Consider the following 26,294-nt stretch of genomic DNA (forward strand, 5'->3'; position numbering starts at 1 on the left):
AGCACACCACCATTGATTATCGATATCGGATATCGATATTATATTATCTTAATTAGCAAGCCAGTTCAATCAATTAATCCATTAGCGGTTACTTGTATAAATTTGATGGCAGTTATAAACAATACCACCGTTGAAGTAAAACATATCCGGGAGGTTCAATCCAATGCGTAAAATGACATTTCTCGCTGCCATTCTCTTTCTGATTTCCTGTCCTCTGGTTTTTGCCGCGCCTCACAACGGTTGGTCTCAAACCAATGTCCCTATTTTGGAGACAGGACAGCAATCATATGTAGATCTATTTTTCGGGAATCATTCTGATAACCACACCAGTTATCGAATTGACCGAAAGTGGGAATTAAAGGATTCAAAAGTAGAAGTGCTGAATCCTGCAGGAGAAATCATCGATATTACCAATCAGTTTTATTACATGGGCGAGTTGGAGGAAGTGGATCAAGAACGTATTGGAGTGAACAACTATTATACGGGTTCATTTCGAACGACGGCAAATGGCGCATACATTATCGCGGCAGAAGGTAATTTCACATATGGCGATCAAACGCAACCTACTTTGCGAAGCGCAAAGTCATTTGTCGGGGCCTCTAAAATTCCAACCTTCAAAGAAGCAAGGAAAATAACCGGATTCGATCGACATATAACCCCGGACCGGGCAGAGCTTGTTCCATTATTTAACCCTTCTGCTCTGAAGCCCGGGGAAAAAGTGACTGCCCAACTGCTACTAATGGGCAGACCGGTACCCGATATTGAAGTTGCCGTTATTCGCCGTAGCGATTCATCCGATCTGCTCATGCGCACAGACCGTGAGGGAAAAGTAACTTGGACAGCGGAAAAGCCGGATTACTACCTTGTTCGTGCTGAAATTGAAGCACAAAAACACAATTTGAACAATTACGATTATGAAGCGACCATGACATACATAGTTCAACATTGAATTTATTCTAATGTCCTCGGATAAAACAGTTGAGAGCGTCTCAATAACAAGCTTTCCATACATAACTTAATTATCTATGGATGTGCTGAAACACCTTTATATGGTGTGAGCCGAACATCGATGAATTATATATATGGGGCAACTTTCTACGCCCTGTGCGCGATTAAGGCCAAAAATTTCGCCTCACTTGTGATAAGGTTCACCATACCATCCATAAAGCGAAACTATTCCCAAAAACAAAAAGAAACCGTCTCTTGGTAAATGAATGAGTCATTTACGAAAGAAACGGTTGTCTTTAAATTACTTGATGACGACGTATTCCAAGTTAACTAGCTTGGCGTAGGTCACGATTTGGTCTGTCGTCAAGTTCAATGAAACAACGGTATGGTGGCCGCCGCCATTCTCGATCCAAGCTTTCACTCCATCCTGGAAGTTCGGTTTCACAGTCCATAAGACGCGAGCTACGGGAAGGTTCGGAGCCGGAGTCGTCGGCTCAAATGCGGAAACCTCGTTGATCAGCAATTTATAATGAGTGCCGAAATCCGCCATGGATACGACGACGCCTTCGCCGGCTTTGCCGTCGAATACGAGACGCGCCGGATCTTCACGACCGCCGATTCCGAGCGGCGAAACAATGATTTTCGGCTTGTTGCTTGCCAAGGACGGATCGACCTCCAGCATATGAGATTGCAGGATAGCTTCTTGACCGGGAGCCATCTCGTATGTGTAATCCTCCATAAAGCCCGTGTTTTGATTACGGCTCATCACTTTCATCAAGCGGTCGAGCGCGGCCGTCTTCCAGTCGCCCTCACCGGCAAAGCCGTAGCCCTGCGCCATCAGACATTGAACCGCTAGACCGGGAAGCTGTTTCATTCCATGTAAATCTTCGAAGTTCGTCGTGAAGGCGTTATAACCTTTCTCGTCCAAGAAACGTTTGAGGGCGATTTCATAGCTTGCTTGAATTCTGACGCTCGCTTCCCAAGCTTCCTTGCTGTTCGTGCCGTAATCGAATTCGTAGAGCTCCGCATACTGGGCCATCAGATCATCGATTTCCTGCTCCGTAACGGTATTCACGTATTGCACCAGATCGCCGATACCGTAGTAGTCCACGGTCCATCCGAATTGAATTTGAGCCTCGACCTTGTCGCCTTCCGTTACGCCAACATTGCGCATGTTGTCGCCGAATCGAGCGACTTTGATATTGAAGCTTTCGTTATAAGCAACTGCAACGTCCATCCAATCCGCAATCTGCTGCTGCACTTCCGCACGTTCCCAGTAGCCTACGACGATTTTGTTTTGTTTTTTCAAACGGGCATTGATGAAGCCGTATTCGCGGTCGCCGTGAGCGGCTTGATTCAGGTTCATGAAGTCCATGTCGATCGTTGCCCAAGGAATGCTTTCATTGAACTGGGTTGCCAAGTGAAGCAGAGGCTTCTGCAGCATTTTCGTACCGCGAATCCACATTTTCGCAGGCGAGAACGTATGCATCCACGTGATGACACCCGCCACTTCGTCGCGATAGTTGACCTCTTTCATGACGCTTGTAATTTTATCCGCAGTGATAGCCAGGTCCTGCAAGACAAGCGGATAAGGGAGCACACCGCTTTTATTTAATGCATCAGTCATCGTCTGCGCGTGAGCTTTTACTTCAGCCAGCGCTTCTTCCCCGTACAGATGCTGCGAACCTACGACAAACCAAAACTGTTTAGCTGCTGTTACTGACAACTTAATCATCCTCTTTTCTGTATTTAATAATAGGTAAGGCTATTACTTCTGCCCGTAGTAGGCATCTTTCCCATGCTTCCGAAGATAGTGCTTATCCAGGATGCCTTGAGGCAGTTCTTTGGCAAAATGGTTCAATTGCCGCGCGTACAAATTCATTTTGCAAACTTCCTCCAGCACGACGCTGTTCACGACCGCCGATTTCACGTCTTTCCCCCAAGTGAAAGGCGCATGCCCCTGGAGCAGGACGGCCGGGATCGCCATAACATCCAATCCGCGCTTCTCGAACGTTTCGATAATAACGTGACCCGTCTCCGCTTCGTATCCGCGGTCAACCTCCTCTTGGTTCAAGAACCGCGCGCAAGGCACGGCGCCATAGAAGGTGTCCGCATGCGTCGTTCCCATGACAGGTACATCCAGTCCCGCTTGCGCCCAGATGGTTGCCCAGGTCGAGTGGGTATGCACGATGCCGCCGATTTGCGGATATTGCTTATACAATACGGCGTGAGTCGCGGTATCAGAGGAAGGTCTCAGGTCCCCCTCGACCACCTTACCGTCGAAATCCACAACTACCATGTCGCTTGGCTTCATCTTTTCATAGCTGACTCCGCTCGGCTTGATCACGAACAGGCCGCTTTCCCGGTCGACGGCGCTTGCATTGCCCCAAGTGAATTTCACGAGGCCGTGCTTCGGCAAATCCAGATTTGCTTGATATACCTCTTCTTTCAGTTGCTCTAACAACGTTAGTCCCTCCTGTTCTCTAGCAGATGGTCTACAGCCGCCTGTTCAATGGCAAGCCCTGCTTGGTATCGTTTAATGAATACTTGGAATCCTTCGACATCCGCTTTATCCGGAGCAATCTCCTGTCCTTCAACATCTTTAAAGACTTTCTGCTCAAGGAAGTCCTCAAGGCTCTCTTCTTGACCCTTGTTGGTCATGTAAGAAGCCAGAAGCGCCATGCCCCATGCCCCGCCTTCGCCGGCCGTCGACATGACCGAGATCGGTACGTTCAGCGCAGCGGCTAAAGCCTTTTGTCCAACGACAGGGGTTTTGAAAAGGCCGCCATGAGCCAAGATGCTGTCAATGGCCACCTGTTCGTTTTCAGTCAGAATGTCCATTCCGAGCCTCAATGCTCCGAAAGCAGTGAATAAGTGCGTTCGCATGAAATTAGCCAGATTAAAGTTGCTTTCAGGCGAGCGAACGAACAACGGCCTGCCTTTGTCGATTCCCGTAATATTTTCGCCCGAGAGATAACCGTAGCTAAGCAAACCGCCGCCATCCGGGTCGGCTTCCAATGCTTTATTCAAAAGCACGCTGAACAATTTACCGGAATCTACGCCATATCCCATGGCTTCGGAGAATTCACGGAACAATCCCATCCAAGCATTAAGATCGCTGGAGCAGTTGTTGGCATGAACCATGCCGACCGGACTGCCGTTGGGCGTCGTGACCATATCGATCTCCGGGTAAACCTTGGATAATGCTTTCTCCAATACAATCATCGCAAAAACGGAAGTGCCCACGGAGATGTTGCCCGTACGTTTCCTGATGCTATTCGTCGCAACCATGCCTGTTCCGGCATCGCCTTCCGGAGGACATAGCGGAATGCCGGGCTGCAGATCGCCAGCCGGGTCCACAATGGCGGCTCCCGCCGCAGTTAGTTCGCCAGCTTGCTCGCCGGAGAGATACACTTTAGGAAGAAGACCCTCAAGCTTCCATGGATAGCCTTTGGCCGCGATTAATTCATCGAATTGCTTGACCATCGTTGGATGGTAATTATGGCTTGACTCATCTATAGGGAAGATACCGGAAGCATCTCCGATGCCGATCACTTTATTGCCGGTCAGCAGCCAGTGGATATACCCGGCTAACGTCGTTACAAAATCAATGCGCGGCACATGCTCTTCTTGGTTTAATATCGCTTGGTACAAGTGGGCAATACTCCAGCGCTCGGGGATATTAAACTGGAACAAGTCCGTTAGTTCCCTTGCTGCCGTGCCGGTTGTTGCATTGCGCCAAGTCCGAAACGGCACTAGCAGCTCACCCGTGCTATCGAATGCCATATAGCCGTGCATCATAGCGGAAAACCCGATCGAACCCACGGTCTGGAGGGTAACTCCGTAATTCCGTTCCACTTCCTGCTTCATTTCACGATAAGCGGTTTGGAGGCCTGTAATAATATCCTCCTGGTTGTACGTCCAATATCCGTCTTTCAACAGATTTTCCCACTCAAAGCTTCCCGATGCGATGGTCTCGAAACGACTATCGATCAGCACCGCTTTGATCCGCGTAGATCCGAATTCGATACCTAGCGAAGTTTTTCCCTTGGTTATCGCTTCTTTCAAGTCCACATGATTCATGATCACATATATCCCCTCTCTGTTCATGGTTTGCACAGAAATTCGGTTCCTATACTAGCTGCTTCCGATCGAATCGGCCTCTTGATGAGACAACCAGAAGGTTTCGACCGAAAGAAGGCGGTTTCACTTACCGACAGCAATAGTATATTTTCTGTACGTACATTTGTCAATATAGTCTGATAGTTATACCGACATAAGTCAATGTACCTTCTTCATTCGTCTGATCATGGTGTTTTCCTATGGACAAACATCGAATTTGTACGGTTGGAATTGAAAATAATGCTATTTTATTTGCATTTCATGCAATCCATGCTAAAATGTGTACGTACAACTTTTTCGAACAACGATGAAAGAAGTGGATTACATGAAGCCAAAGTACCAGCTCATTATTGAAGATATTAAAAGTCATATCCTCTCTGGAACGTACAAAGCAGGCGAGAAAATCCCTTCGGAGTCCGCCTTGCAGGAGAGCTATAACGTTAGCCGGCAGACGGTTCGAAAAGCCATTCTGGAGTTATCGAACGAGGGGTTTCTGCGAAGCGAGAGGGGATCCGGCACATACGTCAGCAGCCAATACCGGTCCAGAACGGGTACCAAGGCCATGAATAAAACGATCGGAGTCATCACGACCTATATCTCGGATTACATCTTCCCCTCCATTATCCGCGGCATTGAAAGCCGATTAAATGAAGATAACTATTCCTTGCTGTTAGCCAGTACTAATAATGATATCTCGCAGGAAAAAAAGGCGTTGGAAATGATGCTGTCCTACGGCGTGGATGGACTGATTATAGAGCCTACCAGAAGCAATGTATTTAACCCCAATATCGCCTACTACTTGTCTTTTAAGGAGCAGGAGGTTCCATTCGCAATGATCAATGCCTATTATGAAGAATTGGAAGTCCCTTTCTTCTGTCTGGATGACGTGCAGTCCAGCTATCTCGCAACCCGGGAGCTAATTGCCAAAGGACATACCCAGATCGGCATTATCGCGAAAATGGATGATTTGCAAGGGAAGTTTAGAATGAAGGGATTTATCAAAGCTCTTGGGGAAGCCAAACTACGTTTCCAGCACGAGCATGTGCTTTCTTTCGATACGGAGACGAAGCCGGACCTGTCCGCTAACTTGGAAGTGTATCTGAACGATAATCGGGATGAATTGACTGCGCTTGTGTGTTACAACGACGAGGTAGGCTTGGAAGTCGTACATGTCTGCAGGAAACTGGGGATTTCGATTCCGGACGAGCTATCCATTATTGGCCAGGACAATTCATATTTCGCCAAGAACGCGAATATCCAACTAACGACGCTGACGCACCCCCAAGAACAAATGGGACGCGACGCAGCGGACTGGGTCATTAAGAATTTGCAAGGCAAAAAGGACTTGCCCATCAACACCTACTACCAGCCCGTTTTAATTGAGGGTGAAACCGTGAAAGCGATTGAAGTGGAATAGTAATTTTGCGTCTCCTCTATGAGTCTCTAACGGCAAGTTTGTCGGCCAATCGTCGTATTTCATCGCTTAACCTTCGATTCACGGGATACACTTCTTCTATGAAGTTTAAAATGCGAAGTGCTGATTCGGGAACATGATCATATCCCTGTATCATGTCTCCTATGATTTCCGCAAAACGAGGGTATCTTTTTTCCAGCCGCCTCTCATTTCCGAAAGGATCGGGAAAGTAATCCACCTCTTGCTCCAGCAGGTGAAGCACGGATAAAATGTTGTCCACGGCATAACTTTGAACGAACCTCGTCGCGGATAGACGCTCTCCCCTGGCATAACGGCCGAGTCCCACATATAGATTTGTTAAAGCTTCGTTCAAAGGAAAGTCCAGGGAGTCCTTTTTTATGCTGGGTATCGGGTTGGAAGGTTTTGCGATTCCCGTATTCCGGAACAAGGGATCCTTCCAAACGACCCGGCCTTCCGTATAGGAACCGTTCGCCAGCTCCCATTCTTCGAATACCGCATATTCTCCGTAAATACCGTCTTCGAACAGAATTTTATAGCCGACATCCGAATTCATAAAAGAATAGGCTAGCGGGTAAACTTCTTCGAGCCAATCCAAGCGGTCGATATATCTGTTTTTCTGCCCGGGCTTCACAATCACAAAGAAATCCAAATCCGAATACTCATCCATCCGTTCTGTCTCGATCCCAACGGAACCAACCCCTAACAATAATAAAGCTCCGCCTTTGCGTTCGAGCGACTTGCCGATTTCGTTGAGCCGCTGAAGCAGCAAATCTGTTCTCAACATATGAGTCCTCCTTCGAGTTTTGGAATGCAAAAAGGGTCCAACCCACTTCTCAGCGAGGTTGAACCCGAAGGTTACATTGCCTTTATTTTCTTACTGTAAAATTACTATGTTTTCTTGTTACTGTCAATCTTAAGATACTTAAACTCGCATAAAGTTAAGTAATTGCCTGCTTGATTCTTTTATTGGCAAGGATTATGTACATGGCACGGAAACTGTTCAAGCTCGGAGAGCTCGTGGTTTGGTAAAACCGCAATTCCAGAAAGCCGTTTAACCGGCCATCCCCTTCAACCGGTCTCCCATCACCTGCATCATGCTCCGGAGCACCTCTATATTCTGGAAACATAGCGAGAACACCTGATCTTTATGTAGCTGAAACAAAACGGTCGGTGCAGTCGCCGTGCAGTCGGCCGATCGCGGGCCGCTATCGATGATCGCCATTTCTCCGAAACAGTCTCCTTCGCCTAGGAAGGCGAGCGTTACGTCATCCCGATGGATGCGGACAGTTCCCTCGATGATCCCGTACAGCGCATCTCCGTAATCGCCGACCCGGCAAACAACTTCTCCTGCATCGTACTCCACTTCATCCACCATCTGCGCCAGCAGAACGATATCGGCTTCGGCCAGATGCGCGAAGAGATCGATTTTCTGCAAGACGAGCACGCGGCGAAGAAGCGAATCCGGACGGTCGATCCCGTCAATCGAGGAAGCAGCAGCCGCAACCTCAGCGGCTGCTGCTTCATTGCGTAAATTCTCTTGCGCATGATCACTTTCGTAAGCTTCTGACGCTTTTTGCTCGGACAACACCGATCTCAGCCTGCGGGACAGCAGCTTCATCATCTCAATTGCAATTGATGAACGGTCGAACATCACCTCGTAGAAGTCATCCGAATCGAGCCTCCACAACAGGCTGTCCTCCTCCGCCATTGAATCTGCCGAACGCTCCCTTCGAATGAGCACCCCGGACTGTCCGAACGATTCCCCTGCCTTTCGCTCACCTAATTTAACCCCGTCCCGGTAAATCCCGACCGAGCCGCTCCGTATCAAGTAGAGGGAGTTTCCGGGATCGTTCCCTTTGAATATATACTCTCCACGCTTAGCGCTTGCCTGCGTCAGCTTCATGGCCATATCGGAAAGCTCCCGGCTCGTCAGCCCTTGGAACAACGTGAAGTTGCGCAACAGACGGATGCGATCCATATGTTCCTTCAACTCATCGGACTCGTCCGGATTAACGGCATACCGGATCACTTGGTGCAGCCATAAGTCGTCTTGCCGGTTCAACCAAGACAGCTGCTCCTTCAGTTGGGTTACCGATCTGGCGGCGTTCATAACCACGTTCTTCGCTTCCATTACTTTCGCCAATTCTATTCGTATCGGCCCATGCGTCAATTGATCCATCACTTCCATGGCATTGGCTTGTTGGCGCCCGTCCCCTTCCGTCCAATTCGCATACACTGACCGAATCGTTGCGGAGTCGTGAATGAGAGCAAGCAATTGAAAAATGCGCCACATGACCACCGATCTAAACTGTCCGCCGACTTCGGCCACTTCTCCGTAGCGTTCCACAGCCGATAGCCCTGTCAGATGTTCGGTCAGCTTCCAATAAAATTCTATGTCTTGCATGATGAGTCTTTCGATGAACGATGTCTGCTTTTCAGATATCTTGACGCTCCGGAGCATGCGGCTCAGCGCCTCCAGCAGCTTGTTCCTCATCTCATAACCGGATGAAGGATATAAATCAAGCAGCTTGTCGAACGCCGACGTCGTCGCGATTCGCTCGAACACTTTCGGCAAGTGTACAGGCGATGGCTCCCGGCTGAAGAAAGGTTCGAGGAGAGGAATCAGCTTCTTCTCATCATACCCCGCGAGTGCTTCAATCGCATCCTTGCGAGTGCCTCCGTGTTGAAGCATCGGCACGAGGTACCCGACTAGCTCAGGCACCTGGAGAACTCCAGCGGATCGAAGCGCTCGCCTGCGCACTCGGGGAGATTGATCCAGCAGCAACGGGATCAACGGCTTGTAAAATTGTTTCATACCTATACTTCCGAAAAGCGCCGCAACGGCAGCTCTCTCTTCATCGTCGGTACTTTCCAAGAGCTTCTTCAATACGCCGACGGCCCGGAACATGCCTTCAATCCCATAATACTTGATAAGCCCTGCTATCGCACCGGATTTGACCTCCATATCCGTCTCTTCCAAATAGTCCGTAATCCGCTCCAAATAATCTTCCTTGGCATATGCAGCCAGTGCCAGAAGTGCTTGTGACTTCACCCGGCTGTCCGATGCAGCGAGCAGAGCTGACAGCTCCGTCTCCAGGCCTTCCAGATGCCTATTCTCTATGTGCATAAGCGCCTCGATGACAACTTCGTGGGATGCATGCCGAAGGAGATACGGAATATGCGGAGCGAGATCGAAGCGATCCATCCCTCGAAGAACTCGGAATGCGTAGAGAACTTGCTGTTTGTCGGGACTTCTGAGCGCCCCTATCAGCAGCTGTACGCTCGCTGGGTCTATTAAATCAAGCTCGGCGTCTTCGAACTTAGCGCCGTTCGTTTGCAAGGCGGCTAAGAGCGTTTGCAAATAAGCGCCTTTCACCTTGATCGCTGCAGCAATGCATAATATAAGCAGACCGATAATGACATAGCTGAACTCCCTCGCCTCCAATAAGGGAGAAAGCATAATGAGGCAGACCGCAGCCAACCCTTTGGCGCCATTACGAACAATGCCGTCCAGAAAGCTCTTCGCCTTGTTTCGCCACTGCGGAGGAATCGGAAACATAATAAGCTGGTTGACTGAAGAGTTAATCGTATCCCCGACGACTTTATCGCTCCCTTTGACAAGGACCGACATGGCCAATACCGGAAACAGCAGCACGCCAAAGCTTCCGGTCAGCAATACGAACGGAAAAATGAGGATCGCAGTCATAACACCGAACCGGGTAAGCAGCTTGCCGGCGACAAACACCTGCACCGCTAAAGCCAACAATCCCGCCAACCCGTAGAAGCTGCCCATGAAACCCGCCAATTCGTCGTTATCCAGCTCGCCTTTCAATATCACCTTGAATTGATAGTCGACAAATGTAAGCGCCAGAATCAGCGCCGCCGACATAATCGCCACATACTTGAGATGGGGCACGGAATGGAACAAGCCTTCCTTTTCCTTCTCCAGCCGCTTCTTTGCTTTTGCGGTCGAGGTCGCCTGCGTAGTCTTGGACGTTGTGGCAAACACATTCGCCGGATTTCCGCTCAACCTGACCAGCGTGAACACCGCCGCCAAAGCAAGCAACTGAAGTGCCGCATAGAAAAAAATCAGATTCGCCGTCCCGGTCCAAGGGACAATCAGCTTAAGCCCGAACCCGCTTATAATACCGCCGACGATACCGCCGCTGCCGACAAGACCGATCGTACGCTTGACCTTCCGCTGATCGAGTATGGAAGTGGCAAATTGCCAAAAACAAACGATCATCAGGAAGTTAAACACATCGTACATTACATAGATGACGGGAAGCACCCATATCTGTCCCATGCCTACGCCGATCCTCGAAATGACGACGAGCAAGGTAAGCGATGGAATGAGCCAGAAGATGAAACGGTCGATGCGTAAGCGGAAACCGAACTTCTGAAAAATGATCCCTACAAGGATAAGCGCCGCAGACTGTGGCAAGTACATTTTGGCCAACAACGACGAGTCGAACTGCGATAGAAATAGCGCATCCGCCGCCGTGCGTCCCACTGTCGAAGCTGACGAGACAAACAATAAATAGACGAACAATACAAACACTTTGCGGTACTCTTCTTTATCTTCCGAAAAGCTTGCAAAGGCCGCGTCCAGCGCTTTTCCTGAAAAGAGTTTCATCTTGCGTCAACGCCCCTATTCCACCGTACTGATTTCTAATCAATTATTATTCCATACTCGACGGCGTTCACCTTTTTCTGACAAGAAATTTATTCTTCAAGCATGTGAAAACCCGACCTTGTGCGGTCGGGTTCTGCATGGTGAACGAGCCATGGTATGGAAAATCCACAATTCGCTGTCGTGTGATGAAATCTGCTTTAATCCACTCATTCTACTAGACCCTATATTTTCTGCCAATTCTGACAATGGAGTGGTTTCTTTAATAGAACTTCTCTTTTATTAAAAATTACACAATAGTAACTGTTGCAATATCCTTTCCCGCCCATAGATTAAAACTATAACCTGTTACGAGTAATTGCCATGGTGCTTCGTCAACAATAAAAGCTACATCTGCATATGTATCCCATGTGCCCTCAATGTATTTTGTTATCCTTACTAATACTGTCCACGTGTCTCCATAGAATTTTTTATCCTTTATTCCCCCAAAGTTCGCAACTATGTCTCGAAGCCATTCATTATCTGCATAGCGACTAGGGTCTTTATTCCATTTAATAAGTGCTTTAACCGATTTTCTATCCACATTAATTGCCCCTTTTAGTAATGAACTCCATGTTTCAAAATAGCTGTACAATCTGTATGTTAATCATGCCTCCGCAGAAAAAAAACGCCTTACTTATGATACGGTTCACCCCGGTTAATCTTAAACGCCCGATACACCTGCTCTAGCAGAATAACCCGCATCAGCTGATGCGGGTAGGTCATGCGGCCGAAGCTCAGCTTCTTGTCCGCCCGAGACAAGACGGCGCTCGACAAGCCGAGCGAGCCGCCAATGACAAAGGCGATGGACCCGCCGCCGTAGACGGCCTGCTTGTCCATCAAAGCGGCGAGCTGCTCGCTTGTCCAGGTCTCGCCCTCAATGGCGAGAGCCACGACAAACGCGTCAGCCTTCAGCGCCGCCAAAATGCGCTCGCCCTCGCGCGCTTTTACTTGCTCTTCCTCCGCCGGGCTCATAGAGTCCGGCGTCTTCTCATCCGCCAGCTCGCGAATGTCGAGCCTGGCATACCCGCTCAATCGCTTCGAATACTCCTCGATTGCGCCCACCCAATACTTCTCTTTCAGCTTGCCGACGCAGACCAACTGAACCTGCATTAGATATTTCCCCCGCCTACGATATTCTGCACGCGGCCCACTTGACCATCCTGCAGCCGCACTTTGATCCCATGAGGATGCTGGGGGGAATTCGTCAGCAAATCCTTCACGATTCCGCGCGTTCTCTTTCCTGTTCTCTGATCCTGTTTCAGCACAATATCGACTTCAAGCCCGGGCTTGATTTCACTTCGAATGGTTCCGTTTCCTGCCATAATCCATTTCATCTCCTGCTTCATCTTCTTATGTTGCCTTTATCGTACCACAACACACCCGCAACCAAAAACCCGGCTAACCCTCAAGAGAGAGTTAGCCGGGCATATTTCCACCCAAACAAGAAGTAACGATTAAAGATAACGATTAATTAGAAGCCGGGGATGCCGGATTAGCAGAAGAATTAGCAGCATTGGCAGTAACATTCGAGTTCCCACCCGCATTTACATTATCAGCAGCAGCAACCCCAGTCCCGCCAACCTTGCCCTTCTTAGCCCCAGAAGCCACAAGCGCAACCAGGAAAACCCCCGTAATCCCCCATAACACATCCACGTTCCTATTCCCCGACTCAAGCCCGCCGAAATACATAACCTCCCGAAGTCCCGCCGAGACGAACTTCAGTGGAGTCCAAGAATACAGCCAATCCTGTGTCGCCTGCGACAGAAATTCAGGTGCGATGTTCAGCACCGGCATCGAGAAGAACATGAGCAGTACGAGGATTCCCATTGACAGAAGACCAATCCAATTCATTAAGGATGACTGAAGCAGGAAGAAAGTCGAACCAGCCAGCCAGAGGAACAACCAAGTATCTACAGCATGGGCCAGCTCCATTCCGTACCATGACGATGCCATCCATACCAGGAACCCAGATACAGCCATGATTACCGCCAGACCAATAACAGTCTGACTAAGGATAACACTCCATCTACGAGCTCCCTTAGCAATCGCCTGCTGCGAAATCATAAACAACAACAACCCCGTTACCAAGCTCCCGATCCACAAAATTTGTGTAAGCATGCCCGGAGCATTACCGCTCGCATTATTGGCTCCAACTGAATGAACCGTCTCCTCTGCCACGTTAATCGGCGTCAACAAGGCTTTCGCCGCACCAACCGAAATCTGTTCCGATTGCTGTCCAATCTGACCAAGCAGCTGTGAAGACAGCTCCAGACTGACACCCTTCATCGCAGCTCCAAGAATTTGCTTCACGGCAGACGAAGCCTGCGTATTCATTCCCTCATTCGTGATAATCTTCACGGTGGCCGGCTTAGGAGAAGGACTCGCCAGCGATAACATCCCGCTGCTAAGATCTGCTGGAAGCACCAACGCTCCGTAGTATTCCTGATTATCCAAACCCGTTCTCACTTCTGCTTCTGAACCCACGACCTGCCATACAAAAGGAACCTGAGTATTGCCAACTAACTTCTCCCGAATCATTTCACCCACAGCAAGAGAACCTCCGGTCGGCAGCTCCGCCTGCTCATCTAATACAACAATAGCAACCGGCAAATCCTTAGGCTTCGCACCGAGGATGGACCCCATCATTGCAGCACCGAAAACAATCAATGCGACAAACACGGCAATAATTCCAATCCACAGCTTCTTTTGTTTCATAAGAACCATTTTACTTCACTCCATCTCTAATTTTAATTAACAGTATGTTGATTAATGACCACAATGTTAATTATAATGAGAGCAAGAGAGAATACAATAATCAGCTCTAACTCGTTCTGTTCACTAATCAACACAGCAGCAGCCAACCGTTCACTATCGCATAAAAAATTTACAAAAAGAGGTGCTCGAATGCCGGAAAAAATGGATCGGAGACAAGCACGAACAAAGCAGCTGCTGCGCAAAGCGCTCATGTCCCTTATAGAGGAGAAAAGAATCGAAGGGATTACCGTTACGGACATCGCAACTCGTGCGGATATAAATAGAGGAACCTTCTACCTCCATTATCGGGACGTGGCTGATATGTTGGAGCAAATGAAGGATGAGGCTTTCGAGCAAATTCGGAGTAACATCCAGCAGCTAGACCCTAAGGAGTTAATGGAATATGCCGACAAAAACGAGCCCTATCCGAAAATAGTAGGAATTTTCGAGCAGTTTGCGCAGCAGGCTGAATTTTTCAAGGTTATGTTCGGACCCCATGGCGATCTCTCTTATATCCTGCGGTATAAGGAGTTGATGAAGACCCACATCTATAACAGGCTTTCTTACTGGGCCCCCCAAGAGGAGAATAGGCTTGTGCCGTTAGATTACCTTATTGCATATATGGCTGCCGCCAACCTTGGGGTGCTGCTGCATTGGCTTGAATCCGGAATGAAGCAATCGCCTCAGGAGCTCGGAATTATGATGACACGCCTCGTTAATCATGGTCCGATCGCATCATCAGGCTTAAGGGGTCAAACTTCAAGGAGATCATAGTAATCCTTTAGTCCTAACAAAATTGGGCTAAACAACTTTCAACTATTTTCCGATAGGCTTATTATATAATCATCATCTTGGCCTTTGGCTTCAAGAGGGAGAGACTAAATGCCTATTCAATCAGGTGCAGCTACTAATCAGCAGTATACTACCCCCGTCAGAATCTGGATTATCCTCGGTGCTATAACTCTCATAATTGGTGTCTTCATTATATGGCAAACGAATTCTTATCAAAAAAAGCTATTGGATGAAATTTATCGCAATGCTTCCATTGAACTTTCAGCGAATGCATCTGCTCTCACAACGGCCATAGAAAGCCGTCTCCTGCTCTCGAGCGGTCTTCGGGCTTTTGTGTCTACTGAGGTCTCTGAACACCACACATTGAGCCAGCCCCAATTCGAAGCTTTCGCTTCTAACTTCATGCAGAAGATTAATGGCGTTCGGAACCTTTCGGTTTATCCGAAAGGGATTGCCACATATGTTTACCCTCTTAAGGGCAATGAAGCAATAGTTGGGCTAAACCTTCTAACGCATCCAGACTCTAAGATTCGCCTTAATGCCGAGCGTACAATGCTCACAAGCAGCGTAACCATTCTGGGTCCCTTCGAGCTATCGCAGGGTGGCCTTGGTATACTATCTAGACAATCGATCTTCGATGGCAATAGCTTCTGGGGTTTTGTTTCCGTCGTTCTTGATGTTCCCTCGATCTTGCAGGAAGCTGATCTCAACAAAATGTCCAAAGGAATCGACCTCGCCATTAAAGCGAATGACCAAGTCATTATGGGTGATCCTAAGCTTTTCGACAATCCAAAGCTGATGGACGTAGTAGCGTTGCCGGAAGGTTCTTGGGTATTGTCCGCTCTACCCAAACAAGTTAAGCTGGATTCAGTTCATTCGAAATTAAGCGTTATACAAATCATCAGCGCCATTTCTCTACTCCTCCTGATTTATTTCCTATACATACAATTGACTCAGAAAGCCAAGCTCCAAGCCTTGGTGAATGACCGGACATTGAATTTAGAAATCGCCAATAGACAGCTAGAAGCTACTTATACGGAGCTCGCATCAACCGAAGAAGTGTTGCGGGGACAGTATGAGTTACTCGAAAATAAAGAGCAGACCGTTCGGCACATGGCTTACCATGATTCAGTCACGGGTTTGTATAATAGAACTTTTTTTAATGAGCAGCTAGAAAAAATGATTTCAAAAGGCGGACAAGCATCGCATCAAGTTGCCGTTCTATTCCTGGATCTTGATCATTTCAAAATGATCAACGATACGATCGGACATTATTACGGGGATGTTCTGCTTAACGAGGTGGGCCGAAGACTGCTCTGGACACTGAGAAACGGCGAGATCATCTCTCGAATTGGCGGGGATGAGTTTACGATTATCCTGCCGGAAGTTACCGATATTGACCATGTTCGGCAAATAGCACAAGAGGTGAATGGCTTATTCCAGCAACCCTTTTTACTAAAGGACTCGGAGCACTTCGTGACGACCAGCATCGGAATTGCGCTATTCCCCGATCATGCCCATGATGCTTCTACTCTGATCATGAATGCGGACATGGCCATGTACCGTGCCAAGGAGGAGGGAAAGAACCAATTTCGGTTCTATGACAGTTCCTTGAATCCAGATGCCGAAGCCACAATGGAAATCAAGAACAGCCTTACCCGCGCGCTGGATCGCGGAGAATTCCTCATTCATTATCAACCTCAAGTCCAAGTGACAACCGAGAAAATTATTGGGGTAGAAGCACTGATCCGTTGGAACCACCCAAAACGAGGGATGGTCCCCCCTTGCAGCTTTATTCCGATCGCCGAAGATACGGGACTAATCGTACCGATCGGGGATTGGGTTCTGCGAATGGCTTGCGCACAGGCCAAAGCCTGGCAAAATGCAGGGCTTCCCCCGATTCGTATAGCCGTGAATCTCTCGGCGAGACAGTTCATGCAGAAGAACATGACGGAGCGCATTAAACAAATCCTTGCGGAGACGGAGCTTGACCCGAAATACTTGGAGCTTGAGATCACCGAGAATATTGCGATGAAGGACGACAAGCTGTCCACGCTCCATGAATTAAGGCATATGGGGATTACGATTTCTATCGATGACTTCGGCACTCAATATTCCTCGCTTAGCTATTTGAAGCGGCTGCCTGTAAACAAAGTGAAGATCGACCGCTCTTTCATGCATGGAATATCCATAGACCAAAAAGATGAAGCCATCATACTCGCCATGCTCCTTATCGCTCAACGTCTTGACTTGACGGTGATTGCGGAAGGTGTTGAAACGAATGAGCAATTGCAATTCCTGCAGAATCATCTTTGTGACGAAATTCAGGGATTCCTATTCTTCAAGCCTCAGCCCGCCGAGTCGGTTGAAAAGCTGCTCTTGAAGCAAGCAGCCGCGGAATGAAAATTAATCTTCTATATAAGTTGAACTAATGAATCACAGATGTTATTTGAATGCTCTGCCGTAACGTGCTTAGCAATGGCACGCTATCCGCGTCAGCCCAAGCGTTTCCTCCATAGCAGAGCGGCCCTATTTTCGCGCTTGCGAAGGAGTCATCCCCTTATATTGCTTATACAGCTTCGTAAAATAGTTCGGATTATCGCAGCCGACCAAGGCTGCGATTTCGGTGACTGTGTCGTTGCTTTCACGGAGCAGCCGATCCGCCTCATTCATGCGGCAGACGTTGACGTATTCGACAAAGGTGCGGCCCGTCAGTTTTTTGAACAGCTTGCAGAAGTGGTAAGGGTTAAGGCTGACCTGCTTGGCGGCTTGTTCAACGGTTATTTTTTCACAAAAATTCGATTCGATGCGCTGAATAAGCGTCTTAAAGCGATCGCGATTGACCAAATACGGCTTGCCGGATGCCTGCTGCTCCATGAAGGTACGGGAGAGCAGCGTAAACAACGCATACAGTTTTGACTTCACGACGAGCTGATAAGCGGGAGGCTTAGCGGCCAGCTCGGCAATGGCTTCATCAAGCAATGAATAATAGCGGAGGCAGGTCTCATCCTGCTCCGACGGCTTGACGGGGAAGCGGAGTCGTCCCTCCAAGTAAGGAGCAACAAACTGGGCATGAACCGGATCGTGCACCCAGTCATTGAACAGGGCCGCGTTTAAGACAACGCAATCATAACGAACATTCCCATAGTGAAGCGCGTATCCGACATGCAGTCCGCCGCCCGGTATAATGATGACGTCTCCTTCATTGACGATATACGGACGGCTGTCGATATGGAATACTGCGCTGCCCTCTCTCATAACGATAATTTCAAAATGCTCATGCCAATGCAAATATAAGATGCAATCATTAGGTTTGACCTTAGGGGAACGATTTTGAAATAGCTGAATCGGATATGTTTTGTGCTCGAGACGGGTATTTTCCCAAAGCTCCTTCGGATAGGTCATGTTCTTTATCCACCACCACAAGATTAGACTAGTATTGCACAAGATTGTTTAGAGTAATCTACAAAACTCCTAGCTATAATGGAGTTGTTACGAATACTATAAGCCAATATTGGAGTGATATACAAGGGTGGAAAATATACTGCGAATTGGAACGCTTGTAGGCGGAGGCAACGCGGATCACGTTATTCCGCAAATTGTGAAGCATGGATTTGAATCGTTTAACTTAACATTTTGGCAAACGACTGGCAGCACGGATCTTGCGGAAATGGCTAATCGGGTAAGAGCGCTTGCGGATGAGCATGATTTTGTCGTTCCTGCTGTAAGCATTTTCGGTAACCCGCTGACCGGAGATGGAGATAACGCCGATACTCTTGCAAGCTGGGAGCGTCTTATCGATAATGCCCATTTATTCGGAGCTGATATTGTTTCCGGCTTCACGGGCCGCCTGACGGGTCAATCGATCGACGAATCGATTCCGAAATTTAAGGAAGTGTTCGGCGAGCTGACGCGGAGGGCGGCAGATAAAGGCGTGCGGATCGCTTTTGAAAATTGTGACATGGGCGGCACATGGGCAAGCGGCGATTGGAATATCGCTCATAACCCGACTGCCTGGGAGCTTATGTTCAATGCTGTGCCGGAAGACAATATCGGACTGGAGTGGGAGCCATGCCACCAAATGGTTAGCTTGATCGATCCGATACCGCAGCTGCGCAAATGGGTGAACAAGGTGTTCCATGTACACGGCAAGGACGCAACGATTGCCTGGGATATTGTAAGAGAGCACGGCGTCCACGGTAAACAGCAGTTTGTATGGCATCGGACGCCGGGCTTCGGCGACAGCAACTGGACGGAAATTATATCGATTTTGAGACAGAACGGCTATAAAGGAACGATCGATATCGAAGGCTGGCATGATCCTGTATATTGTGGAAAGCTGGAGATGACCGGCCAGGTGCATGCTTTGCATTATTTGAAGCGCTGCCGCGGCGGCGATTTTGTCCCCAATCCAATATAAGGCAATAAGTGAAAGCGAGGTCTGATCATTATGAAAATAAAGCATCGAGTGGTCGTCGCAGGGTGCGGCGGCATGGCGAATACGTGGGTGGATTATGCGAAGCGGAGAGACGATACGGAAATCGTCGGGCTCGTCGATATTAAAGAGGAGTTCGCACAATCGATGGCTGAGCGGAAGGAGCTTGATTGCCCAACCTTTACGGATATAAAGCAGGCGATTGAGGCGACTGGAGCCAATATGGTGTTTGACGTAACCATTCCGGCAAGCCATTATGCTGTCAGCACGACAGCCTTGCAGCTGGGGTGTCACGTATTTGGCGAAAAGCCGCTTGCGGAGTCCATGAGCGATTGCAACGATATCGTTCGTATATCGCAGAACAGCGGAAGGACGCATGCTGTAATGCAAAACCGCCGCTTTGATCCGCGTATCAGAGCATATCGCAATCTAATCGCTGAAGGCATAATCGGAAAACCGGGCTTTGTTGGCGCTGACTTTTTCATTGGAGCGCACTTTGGCGGCTTCCGCGATGCGATGGACAGCCCGCTGCTGCTCGATATGGCGATTCATACGTTTGATCAAGCCCGGTTCATTATCGGTGCGAATCCGGTGTCCGTCTATTGTCAGGAATTTAATCCGCCCGGCTCATGGTATTCAGGAAATGCAATGGCTGTCTGCATTTATGAAATGTCTGACGGCTCCGTGTTCAACTACCGCGGATCATGGTGTGCGGAAGGTCTGCCGACCTCATGGGAAGCATCGTGGCGAGTTACAGGTGAGCGCGGTACTGCAATATGGGACGGTCATGGGGAGCCATATGCGGAAATAGTTGCAGCTGGCGATCAAACCGGCAAATTCATCCGTGATTACGAGCGTGTGAACAGTCTGCTGCCTGAGATGGCAAATACGTTCCATCATGGCTGTCTGGATGACATGTTTGCATCGCTTGAGGAAGGCCGCAAGCCGGAGACGGGTTGCAGCGACAATATTTACAGCATGGCCATGGTGCTTGCCGCCCTCGAGAGTGCAAAGACCAGCCGCAAAGTGCTGATCGCCGATTTTATGAAGGATGCGTCGGCGCAATAAGCTTCCGCCTGGGCCAAATATTTCACCGCGAAACGAGTTTTTGCTGCCAAGGACAGCGACAGCCGTTTACGCTTGTCAAGCGTTGGATTTTGAACAGCCATTTGCATATTAGATGGTAGAGACATTATTAATGACATCCGACTTCAGCCACTTCCACAGGCCTTCGACGATATTATAAAGAACCAACCACACAAAAATTCCCGCACCACCCCAATAAGGGATGATGCGGGATTTCAGCTTACGCTATTATGTTATCTTCCGCGCGACGATCCGCGACCGCCGCCGCCACCGCCGCGATTGCTCCCCGATGGTCCCTTCGATCCGCCTTTGAAGCCGCCAGGTCCGCCGCCGCTTCTCGGTCCAGAGGAACGACCTCCTCCTCCGAATGAGCTTCCGCCGCGTTGTTCTGGCTTACGGCCAGGTTTCGCACCGCCGCCGCCACCTGAACTGGAGCGGCCAAAGCCGCCGCGCTCTCCCGGCTTGCTCTCGGCGCGTGCCGCAGCGGCTGCGCGCTCTGCAAAACGCTCATCAGAGTTGCGTCTAGTCGTTCCGCCCCTGCTTGGTCGGCCAGCACGCTCTTCAGTTGCGCGTTCAGCTCCGCGCTCGTCAGGGGAAGACCTGCGCCCACCTGTGCCTGCGCCGCCTCTGCCCGGACGGCCTGCGCTTGAGCCACCGAACCTCTTACCCGCTCCGCCGCTCGAACGACCGCCGAAACCAACCGGCTTGCGTCCAGCCGCTCCGCCTCTTCCGCTAGAACGGCCATCGCGATCACCCCGCTCAGAGGAGAACGAGAAACCAATCGCTTCATCCGACGAATCAACCGGAGCTGATGCCGACCCGCGCACCGGCTTACCTTTAGCCGCCGCATCGCGGCTCTGTCCGCGATTCTGCCATTCGCCTGCGCTCGACCGATTCCCGGTGCCCGGCTTCGCCGCCGCGCCCCGATTTCTATCGCCGCGCCCGCCGCCGCCTGCGCCGGCGCCATAAGACTTGTCGCCGCCGCGCGCTTTGCTTCCGCTGCTGCTCCGGCCCTTACCCGCACCAGCGTTCCCGCGAGTCCGGCCTGCGCCGCCACCCTCGCGCCCAAATCCGCCGCCCGTGCGCGAATGCTCTAGACCGCCGCCGCCAAGGGCTTTGCCCTCCTCGCTTCTGCGCTCTAAGTACATCTCGATTCCGTTCTCGATATCCGCCAGCTCCCTGCGGTCCTTCGCTGCGAACAACGTAATCGCAAGTCCCGATTCACCCGCACGGCCAGTCCGGCCGATTCGGTGAATATAGCTTTCTACATCATGCGGAATATCGTAGTTAAATACATGCGTTACGCCTTCCACGTCCAAGCCGCGAGCTGCAACATCGGTAGCAATAAGCAGCTGCAATTTCGCGTCGCGGAATTGCTTCATAACCTTCTCCCGCTTCGCCTGAGACAAGTCGCCATGCAGCTCATCTGACGCAAAGCCCATTTCCTGCAGCGCTTCATTCAAGGTCTTGGCCCGTGTCTTCGTTCTGCAAAAAATAATGCTGAGATAAGGCTGCGTCACTTCCAGCAGCTTAACTAACGTCGCTTGCTTCTCGCGATCCGTCGTCTCGACCGCCCATTGGCGAATGTCCTTCACCGTTATGCGTTCGCTCTTCACTGTAACATGCTCCGGATTCCGCAGAATCCGTCCTGCCATCTCGCGTATGGAAGGCGGCATCGTAGCGGAGAACAGCATTGCTTGCTTCTTATAAGGGGTATGCTTCAGAATTTCCTCGACTTCCTTCAAGAAGCCCATATGCAGCATTTGATCCGCTTCATCTAATACGAGCATTGAAACGCCACCTAGCGAGATCGTCTCGCGGCGCATATGATCGAGCAGCCGCCCAGGCGTCGCAATGACGATATGAATATTGCCCTTCAGCTTGTGCAGTTGCGCTTCAACATCCTGTCCGCCATATACAGCCAGAACTTTAATCTCACCGCGGGGATCGAGCAGCTTCTTGATCTCCGCTGTTATCTGTATCGCAAGCTCCCGTGTCGGCGTAACGATCAAGCCTTGGATATAGGGCAAGCTTGTATCTATTTTGTCCAGCATCGGCAATACGAAAGCCAGCGTTTTCCCGGTACCCGTCTGCGCTTGGCTGATGACATCCCGTCCACGCGCTACAATCGGAATCGTCTCCTCCTGCACCGGTGTCGGCGTAATAATTCCCATTGCCTTAAGCAGCGCTACTCGGCTCTCAGACACGCCTAATTCTGCAAAATCTGTCAATTGATCCACTCCATCTCTGTTCCAAACCTAAGTTGGCTTCCTAAACCCGTCCGTTTTTTTAGCCATTAATTTCTATTCTAACACAACCCCGCCTTCATAATGTATTATTCCAGCATTCCAGCTATAAATGCTCCTCGATATCAAGTCAAATACCCGCTTCTTCCCCCATTCGGAGAAGTAAGCGGGTCTGTGCACGTATAAACCTACCGCCTTCGACCATCCTAGTAATGGAGGGGAGGTGAATATAGCTATGGCTAAAGACGTGCTGTGTGAAGTTAATTCTTGCAAGTATTGGGCACCTGGCAACGAATGCCACGCTTCTTCAATTTACGTCGTGAACAACCGTAACAAGCAAGCTTCCAATTCTGGTGAGACTGACTGCAAAACCTTTGAGCCGAAAATATAGGGTTTTCGCTCAAGCAAAGGCATCCTGATGGATGCCTTTGTCATTCGATCTTACATTTCTATTTTAACCAATGATGAGAATTATTATCACTGTTGTTAACCAAATAAATGAATCCCTTCCAAGCTACGCAGCCACGCGATCCTCAACGGTCACCCCAGCTTTTTTCTCGAAAGCCAGCACCCCGCCGAATGCTACGAAAATCAGATGAATCGCCGAGAACACATTCACATCGGGCATAGACATTCCTCCGATCAACAGCGCCATCACAACCAGCGTGAAAATCCCTAGCCCCTTATGGAATACTCCGGACTTAATCGTTGAAATCCCGAGCAACAGCAAACCGAGCATAATACCGGGCAGCAACGGAATCAGTACAAGTAGCGTTAACGGATATTCATCGACCATCATATTCATAATCAGATCGTTCACCGTGTTTAACACCGCTTCTGTAGAGACTAGACTATAGATAATCGGGTAACCCATGATCTGAAATGGACCATGGAAAATTTCGAGGATCATGCCAATGAACAGAAGCGGAAGCCCCACCCATCCCCATACCTTCAGCTTACCCGCTTGGCGCAAGTAGATAGCAGGCAGCCCCATTAATATCAGAATCGAAGCCCAAGCCAGCAACACGTGCGTGTTCACCGCTGTTTCTACGAAGCCCGCAATATCCCCCAGCTTTTCAGGCGTGTCGCCGATATGCATCAGCTGCCCGCTAAACCCCATTAACCCGCCAATCAACAACGACCAGCCGCCGAATCGCAAATACCCTTTTGGAACTTGCATTTGAATCATTTTCTCATTCCTCCATTATTGTATCCATTTGAACTTCTGTATTCATCATACTCGCTTCCCTATTCCCAATAAGAAGAGGGGAACATTCCCGAAACCCGGGAAGTTCAGCAGGAATTTGATTATGATCACGATTTAGGAGTTTACGCGGGAAAATATTGCCTGCTATACTCTCCAAGAAGCCTCGATTTCATAGGGCTGAAGGAGAGCGGATTCTTTGAGAATAACCCAAGCTTTAACCGGACTGATCTGCTTGCTCGGAGTTATCTTGTTTCTATATGCGACTCCGAACTTCTACATAGAGCTCAGGGATCATTGCATCGATCAGGAATGCATCGCTTTCTACGATACACCCCCCAGCTCAGAGTGGCTAAGAGCTCGTGGGCTGAGCAACATTTGGTTTGCTGGCGCCTATACAGGACTATATGCTTTATTTGGCCTCATTTATATGGGGGTCGGACTTATCGTCTATCGCCAGAAATCCACTGAGCTCATTGGACAAGTTGCCGCCATCGCATTGGTTCTGCAGGGTTTTTCCTTTACCACTGTGCCTCTTATCCTGCAGAATATTCATCCGGTTATTACGTTTGTTGTTGGTTTCCTTAGTTCTGTTTCCTTCTTGGCGCTGATGACCTTATTCTTTCTCTTTCCGAACGGTAAGTTCAACCCGCGTTGGACCCGATATTTACTTATCGCCATTCTAATTCCCGGCGTGCTTAAGGGGTTATTCCCTGGGACAAAAGTGGATTTGCAAACGATCTCCGGTCCCTTATTTATGATCTGGGTCCTCATCTGGATGGTAAGCCTCATTACAATTCAAATCTATCGTTATCGCAAGGTACTCGGACCCTTGGAGAGGCAGCAGACCAAATGGGCCATATCCGGCATGTCCGTTGCCATCTTCGGGCTGCTTGTCATTACTCTAGCCCATATCCTGCAAGATGATCTCCTTCAAAGAAATCCGGCGCTTCTGTTCCTTTCCGAGGTTGTTCTCATTTTTAGCATGATGCTTCTGCCTGTTTCCCTGCTGTTCGCCCTCCTTAGGCGGAAGTTATGGGATATCGATCCCATTGTAAATCGTACGCTCCTCTACGGAATGCTCAGCTTGTTTGTAATCATCATCTACATTTCCGTTGTCTGGTATATCGGCTTTCTGTTTCAAACCGCTTCCCAGTGGCTGAATTCTCTTATTGCGACAGGGCTGGTCGCCATTCTGTTCGCCCCCATCAAGGAAAGGCTGCAGCGCTGGATTAACCGATTCATGTACGGGGAAAATGACGATCCTCTCGCAGTACTGGTACGCTTAGGCCAGAAGCTCGAAAATCCTCTATCGCCGTACGACGCGCTTAACGTTGTTGTCCGTACGGTCAAAGAAGCGTTAAAGCTTCCTTATGCAGGCTTGTCGCTTCATCAAAGCGGGGAAACCCTCATCGTCGCCGAAGAAGGCGAGCAGCAGGAGCTTCCGACTTCGTTTCCCCTCGTGCATCGAGGAGAAACGTTAGGCAACCTGCTCGTATCCGCTCGATCTCCTGGAGAATCGTTCTCCGTCTCCGATCATCGTTTTCTAAATATGCTTGTACATCAGACCGGCGCGATCGTCAAAAGTGCCACAGCATCCATTGACCTTCATCAGGTGGCCGAGGATTTGAGAGATTCCCGAGAACGGCTCGTACTCGCCCGAGAGGAAGAACGCCGCAGGCTCAGACGGAATCTGCACGACGACTTAGCGCCTAGGCTTGCCGCATTAGCCTTAACGGCATCGGCGGCGGAGACGCTGCTGCAATCCGATCCCGCCAGAACCAAATCCATACTCGTGGAGCTGCAGACAGTCATTCGCTCTACCGTCTCTGATATTCGCAGACTTGTACATGATCTGCGTCCTCCGGCTTTGGATGAACTGGGTCTGGCTGGGGCCATTCAAGAGCGAATCCATGATTTATGCAGACCCCTAAAGCCGCTGGCCAGTGGGGAAGGAAACTCGCACGCTGCTCCTGCTGCCTTAGATTTCCGCCTGCACGCCCCTGATAAGCTGCCGATGCTGCCTGCAGCCGTTGAGGTGGCCGCCTTCCGAATCGTAACGGAAGCGATCGTGAATGTCGTTCGTCATGCGAATGCTACATTTTGCGAAGTCCATATTCGTCTTGGTCAGGCATTGGAAGTCGAAATTATCGATGATGGGCAAGGTGATCTTGATAAGCTTGGGCGTCAATCCGCTGCAGCAGGGGGTATTGGAACCCATTCGATGCGTGAACGTGCGGAGGAGTTAGGGGGTTATTGCCTGATTGAAGCTGTGCAGCCTAGAGGAACCAAGGTCAGGGCTTATTTACCGATAACCGATACTGAACAAGGGAGTGAGAGCGCTTGAAGCCGCTGCGAATCGTAATCGTAGATGATCACCCGCTATTCCGCCACGGAGTCCGTACTTTATTCCTTACAACACCGGAGTTAGAAGTCGTAGGCGAAGCTTCGAATGGACAGGAAGCCATCGCATTAGCTCAGCATTCCTGTAGAGCGTTAAATTTCCACTTTGTAAATAATGAAGCACCCCTATAGGATAGAGGTAGGCCCCACGAAGGCACTACATTCTATCCTAGGAGATGCTCTACTATGAAGTT

21 protein-coding genes are annotated in these 26,294 nt (G+C 49.6%); 9 read left to right on the forward strand and 12 right to left on the reverse strand.

Going from position 1 to position 26,294, the window contains the following annotated elements:
• The first annotated feature begins 163 nt into the window (after window positions 1-163).
• On the forward strand, window positions 164-949 hold the full coding sequence (locus ACESLK_RS20055; protein ID WP_373231479.1) for a DUF4198 domain-containing protein: 786 nt from the start codon (window positions 164-166) through the stop codon (window positions 947-949).
• Between the two features lie 300 nt (window positions 950-1,249).
• Here ACESLK_RS20055 and araA read toward each other — a convergent pair whose 3' ends face one another.
• The 3 genes from araA to ACESLK_RS20070 are packed head-to-tail and all read right to left on the reverse strand — an operon-like array spanning window position 1,250 to window position 5,031.
• A complete protein-coding gene (araA, locus tag ACESLK_RS20060; RefSeq protein ID WP_373231480.1) occupies window positions 1,250-2,674 on the reverse strand; it encodes an L-arabinose isomerase in 1,425 nt (474 codons plus the stop codon).
• 42 nt (window positions 2,675-2,716) lie between these two features.
• Window positions 2,717-3,412 carry an L-ribulose-5-phosphate 4-epimerase gene (locus tag ACESLK_RS20065; protein WP_373231481.1) on the reverse strand — a complete coding sequence of 232 codons (696 nt, stop codon included), beginning with the start codon at window positions 3,410-3,412 and terminating at the stop codon, window positions 2,717-2,719.
• Window positions 3,413-3,414: 2 nt separating this feature from the next.
• Window positions 3,415-5,031: a xylulokinase gene (locus tag ACESLK_RS20070; RefSeq protein WP_373231482.1), complete on the reverse strand. Its 1,617-nt coding sequence runs from the start codon at window positions 5,029-5,031 to the stop codon at window positions 3,415-3,417.
• A gap of 364 nt (window positions 5,032-5,395) precedes the next feature.
• Here ACESLK_RS20070 and ACESLK_RS20075 point away from each other — a divergent pair, with 364 nt between their 5' ends.
• Complete coding sequence (locus ACESLK_RS20075) at window positions 5,396-6,487, forward strand: GntR family transcriptional regulator (protein WP_373231501.1); 1,092 nt, start codon at window positions 5,396-5,398, stop codon at window positions 6,485-6,487.
• Between the two features lie 16 nt (window positions 6,488-6,503).
• On the opposite strand, the gene ACESLK_RS20080 is transcribed toward ACESLK_RS20075, so the two are convergent.
• The 6 genes from ACESLK_RS20080 to ACESLK_RS20105 all read right to left on the reverse strand — a co-directional run bounded on the left by ACESLK_RS20080 (window position 6,504) and on the right by ACESLK_RS20105 (window position 13,904).
• Complete coding sequence (locus tag ACESLK_RS20080; protein ID WP_373231483.1) at window positions 6,504-7,289, reverse strand: hypothetical protein; 786 nt, start codon at window positions 7,287-7,289, stop codon at window positions 6,504-6,506.
• 267 nt (window positions 7,290-7,556) lie between these two features.
• Window positions 7,557-11,141: a cyclic nucleotide-binding domain-containing protein gene (locus tag ACESLK_RS20085; RefSeq protein ID WP_373231484.1), complete on the reverse strand. Its 3,585-nt coding sequence runs from the start codon at window positions 11,139-11,141 to the stop codon at window positions 7,557-7,559.
• 286 nt (window positions 11,142-11,427) lie between these two features.
• Window positions 11,428-11,721, reverse strand: coding sequence for a hypothetical protein (locus tag ACESLK_RS20090; protein WP_373231485.1), 294 nt, complete (start codon window positions 11,719-11,721; stop codon window positions 11,428-11,430).
• Window positions 11,722-11,810: 89 nt separating this feature from the next.
• A complete protein-coding gene (gene rlmH, locus ACESLK_RS20095; RefSeq protein ID WP_373231486.1) occupies window positions 11,811-12,290 on the reverse strand; it encodes a 23S rRNA (pseudouridine(1915)-N(3))-methyltransferase RlmH in 480 nt (159 codons plus the stop codon).
• Window positions 12,290-12,502 (reverse strand): YwbE family protein, encoded by a 213-nt coding sequence (locus tag ACESLK_RS20100; protein ID WP_373231487.1) that lies wholly within the window; start codon window positions 12,500-12,502, stop codon window positions 12,290-12,292. Before ACESLK_RS20100 ends, rlmH begins: the two co-directional genes overlap by 1 nt.
• Before the next feature lie 145 nt (window positions 12,503-12,647).
• Entirely contained in the window at window positions 12,648-13,904 is a 1,257-nt protein-coding gene (locus ACESLK_RS20105) for a YhgE/Pip domain-containing protein (protein WP_373231488.1), read from the reverse strand.
• Between the two features lie 180 nt (window positions 13,905-14,084).
• On the opposite strand from ACESLK_RS20105, the gene ACESLK_RS20110 reads away from it, so the two are divergent.
• Window positions 14,085-14,708: a TetR/AcrR family transcriptional regulator gene (locus ACESLK_RS20110; protein ID WP_373231489.1), complete on the forward strand. Its 624-nt coding sequence runs from the start codon at window positions 14,085-14,087 to the stop codon at window positions 14,706-14,708.
• Window positions 14,709-14,816: 108 nt separating this feature from the next.
• Window positions 14,817-17,129, forward strand: coding sequence for a bifunctional diguanylate cyclase/phosphodiesterase (locus ACESLK_RS20115; protein WP_373231490.1), 2,313 nt, complete (start codon window positions 14,817-14,819; stop codon window positions 17,127-17,129).
• A 126-nt stretch (window positions 17,130-17,255) separates the two neighbouring features.
• On the opposite strand, the gene ACESLK_RS20120 is transcribed toward ACESLK_RS20115, so the two are convergent.
• The gene (locus ACESLK_RS20120; RefSeq protein ID WP_373231491.1) at window positions 17,256-18,131 is read right to left on the reverse strand and encodes a helix-turn-helix transcriptional regulator; all 876 of its coding nucleotides are present in this window, start codon (window positions 18,129-18,131) and stop codon (window positions 17,256-17,258) included.
• A gap of 127 nt (window positions 18,132-18,258) precedes the next feature.
• On the opposite strand from ACESLK_RS20120, the gene ACESLK_RS20125 reads away from it, so the two are divergent.
• Together ACESLK_RS20125 and ACESLK_RS20130 are read left to right on the forward strand one after the other, a co-directional pair.
• Window positions 18,259-19,146, forward strand: coding sequence for a sugar phosphate isomerase/epimerase family protein (locus ACESLK_RS20125; protein ID WP_373231492.1), 888 nt, complete (start codon window positions 18,259-18,261; stop codon window positions 19,144-19,146).
• Between the two features lie 30 nt (window positions 19,147-19,176).
• Entirely contained in the window at window positions 19,177-20,229 is a 1,053-nt protein-coding gene (locus tag ACESLK_RS20130) for a Gfo/Idh/MocA family protein (RefSeq protein WP_373231493.1), read from the forward strand.
• A gap of 251 nt (window positions 20,230-20,480) precedes the next feature.
• Here ACESLK_RS20130 and ACESLK_RS20135 read toward each other — a convergent pair whose 3' ends face one another.
• Window positions 20,481-22,487: a DEAD/DEAH box helicase gene (locus tag ACESLK_RS20135; protein WP_483862621.1), complete on the reverse strand. Its 2,007-nt coding sequence runs from the start codon at window positions 22,485-22,487 to the stop codon at window positions 20,481-20,483.
• Between the two features lie 241 nt (window positions 22,488-22,728).
• On the opposite strand from ACESLK_RS20135, the gene ACESLK_RS20140 reads away from it, so the two are divergent.
• Window positions 22,729-22,884, forward strand: coding sequence for a DUF1540 domain-containing protein (locus tag ACESLK_RS20140; RefSeq protein WP_373231495.1), 156 nt, complete (start codon window positions 22,729-22,731; stop codon window positions 22,882-22,884).
• A gap of 123 nt (window positions 22,885-23,007) precedes the next feature.
• Here ACESLK_RS20140 and ACESLK_RS20145 read toward each other — a convergent pair whose 3' ends face one another.
• Window positions 23,008-23,682, reverse strand: a complete 675-nt coding sequence (locus ACESLK_RS20145) for a hypothetical protein (protein WP_373231496.1) — start codon at window positions 23,680-23,682, stop codon at window positions 23,008-23,010.
• 214 nt (window positions 23,683-23,896) lie between these two features.
• On the opposite strand from ACESLK_RS20145, the gene ACESLK_RS20150 reads away from it, so the two are divergent.
• Together ACESLK_RS20150 and ACESLK_RS20155 are read left to right on the forward strand one after the other, a co-directional pair.
• Window positions 23,897-26,044 carry a GAF domain-containing sensor histidine kinase gene (locus ACESLK_RS20150; RefSeq protein ID WP_373231497.1) on the forward strand — a complete coding sequence of 716 codons (2,148 nt, stop codon included), beginning with the start codon at window positions 23,897-23,899 and terminating at the stop codon, window positions 26,042-26,044.
• Window positions 26,041-26,232: a transcriptional regulator gene (locus ACESLK_RS20155; RefSeq protein WP_373231498.1), complete on the forward strand. Its 192-nt coding sequence runs from the start codon at window positions 26,041-26,043 to the stop codon at window positions 26,230-26,232. Before ACESLK_RS20150 ends, ACESLK_RS20155 begins: the two co-directional genes overlap by 4 nt.
• Window positions 26,233-26,294 lie beyond the last annotated feature (62 nt).

Source organism: Cohnella sp. (genome assembly GCF_041640265.1).
Taxonomy (GTDB): domain Bacteria; phylum Bacillota; class Bacilli; order Paenibacillales; family Paenibacillaceae; genus Cohnella.

Excerpts from the sequence above, each read along its gene's own strand:
- ACESLK_RS20055 (WP_373231479.1), top strand. The coding sequence starts at position 164 with ATGCGTAAAATGACATTTCTCGCTGCCATTCTCTTTCTGATTTCCTGT.
- ACESLK_RS20070 (WP_373231482.1), bottom strand. The coding sequence starts at position 5,031 with ATGAATCATGTGGACTTGAAAGAAGCGATAACCAAGGGAAAAACTTCG.
- ACESLK_RS20075 (WP_373231501.1), top strand. The coding sequence starts at position 5,396 with ATGAAGCCAAAGTACCAGCTCATTATTGAAGATATTAAAAGTCATATC.
- ACESLK_RS20080 (WP_373231483.1), bottom strand. The coding sequence starts at position 7,289 with ATGTTGAGAACAGATTTGCTGCTTCAGCGGCTCAACGAAATCGGCAAG.
- ACESLK_RS20085 (WP_373231484.1), bottom strand. The coding sequence starts at position 11,141 with ATGAAACTCTTTTCAGGAAAAGCGCTGGACGCGGCCTTTGCAAGCTTT.
- rlmH (WP_373231486.1), bottom strand. The coding sequence starts at position 12,290 with ATGCAGGTTCAGTTGGTCTGCGTCGGCAAGCTGAAAGAGAAGTATTGG.
- ACESLK_RS20100 (WP_373231487.1), bottom strand. The coding sequence starts at position 12,502 with ATGGCAGGAAACGGAACCATTCGAAGTGAAATCAAGCCCGGGCTTGAA.
- ACESLK_RS20105 (WP_373231488.1), bottom strand. The coding sequence starts at position 13,904 with ATGGTTCTTATGAAACAAAAGAAGCTGTGGATTGGAATTATTGCCGTG.
- ACESLK_RS20110 (WP_373231489.1), top strand. The coding sequence starts at position 14,085 with ATGCCGGAAAAAATGGATCGGAGACAAGCACGAACAAAGCAGCTGCTG.
- ACESLK_RS20115 (WP_373231490.1), top strand. The coding sequence starts at position 14,817 with ATGCCTATTCAATCAGGTGCAGCTACTAATCAGCAGTATACTACCCCC.
- ACESLK_RS20120 (WP_373231491.1), bottom strand. The coding sequence starts at position 18,131 with ATGACCTATCCGAAGGAGCTTTGGGAAAATACCCGTCTCGAGCACAAA.
- ACESLK_RS20130 (WP_373231493.1), top strand. The coding sequence starts at position 19,177 with ATGAAAATAAAGCATCGAGTGGTCGTCGCAGGGTGCGGCGGCATGGCG.
- ACESLK_RS20140 (WP_373231495.1), top strand. The coding sequence starts at position 22,729 with ATGGCTAAAGACGTGCTGTGTGAAGTTAATTCTTGCAAGTATTGGGCA.
- ACESLK_RS20145 (WP_373231496.1), bottom strand. The coding sequence starts at position 23,682 with ATGATTCAAATGCAAGTTCCAAAAGGGTATTTGCGATTCGGCGGCTGG.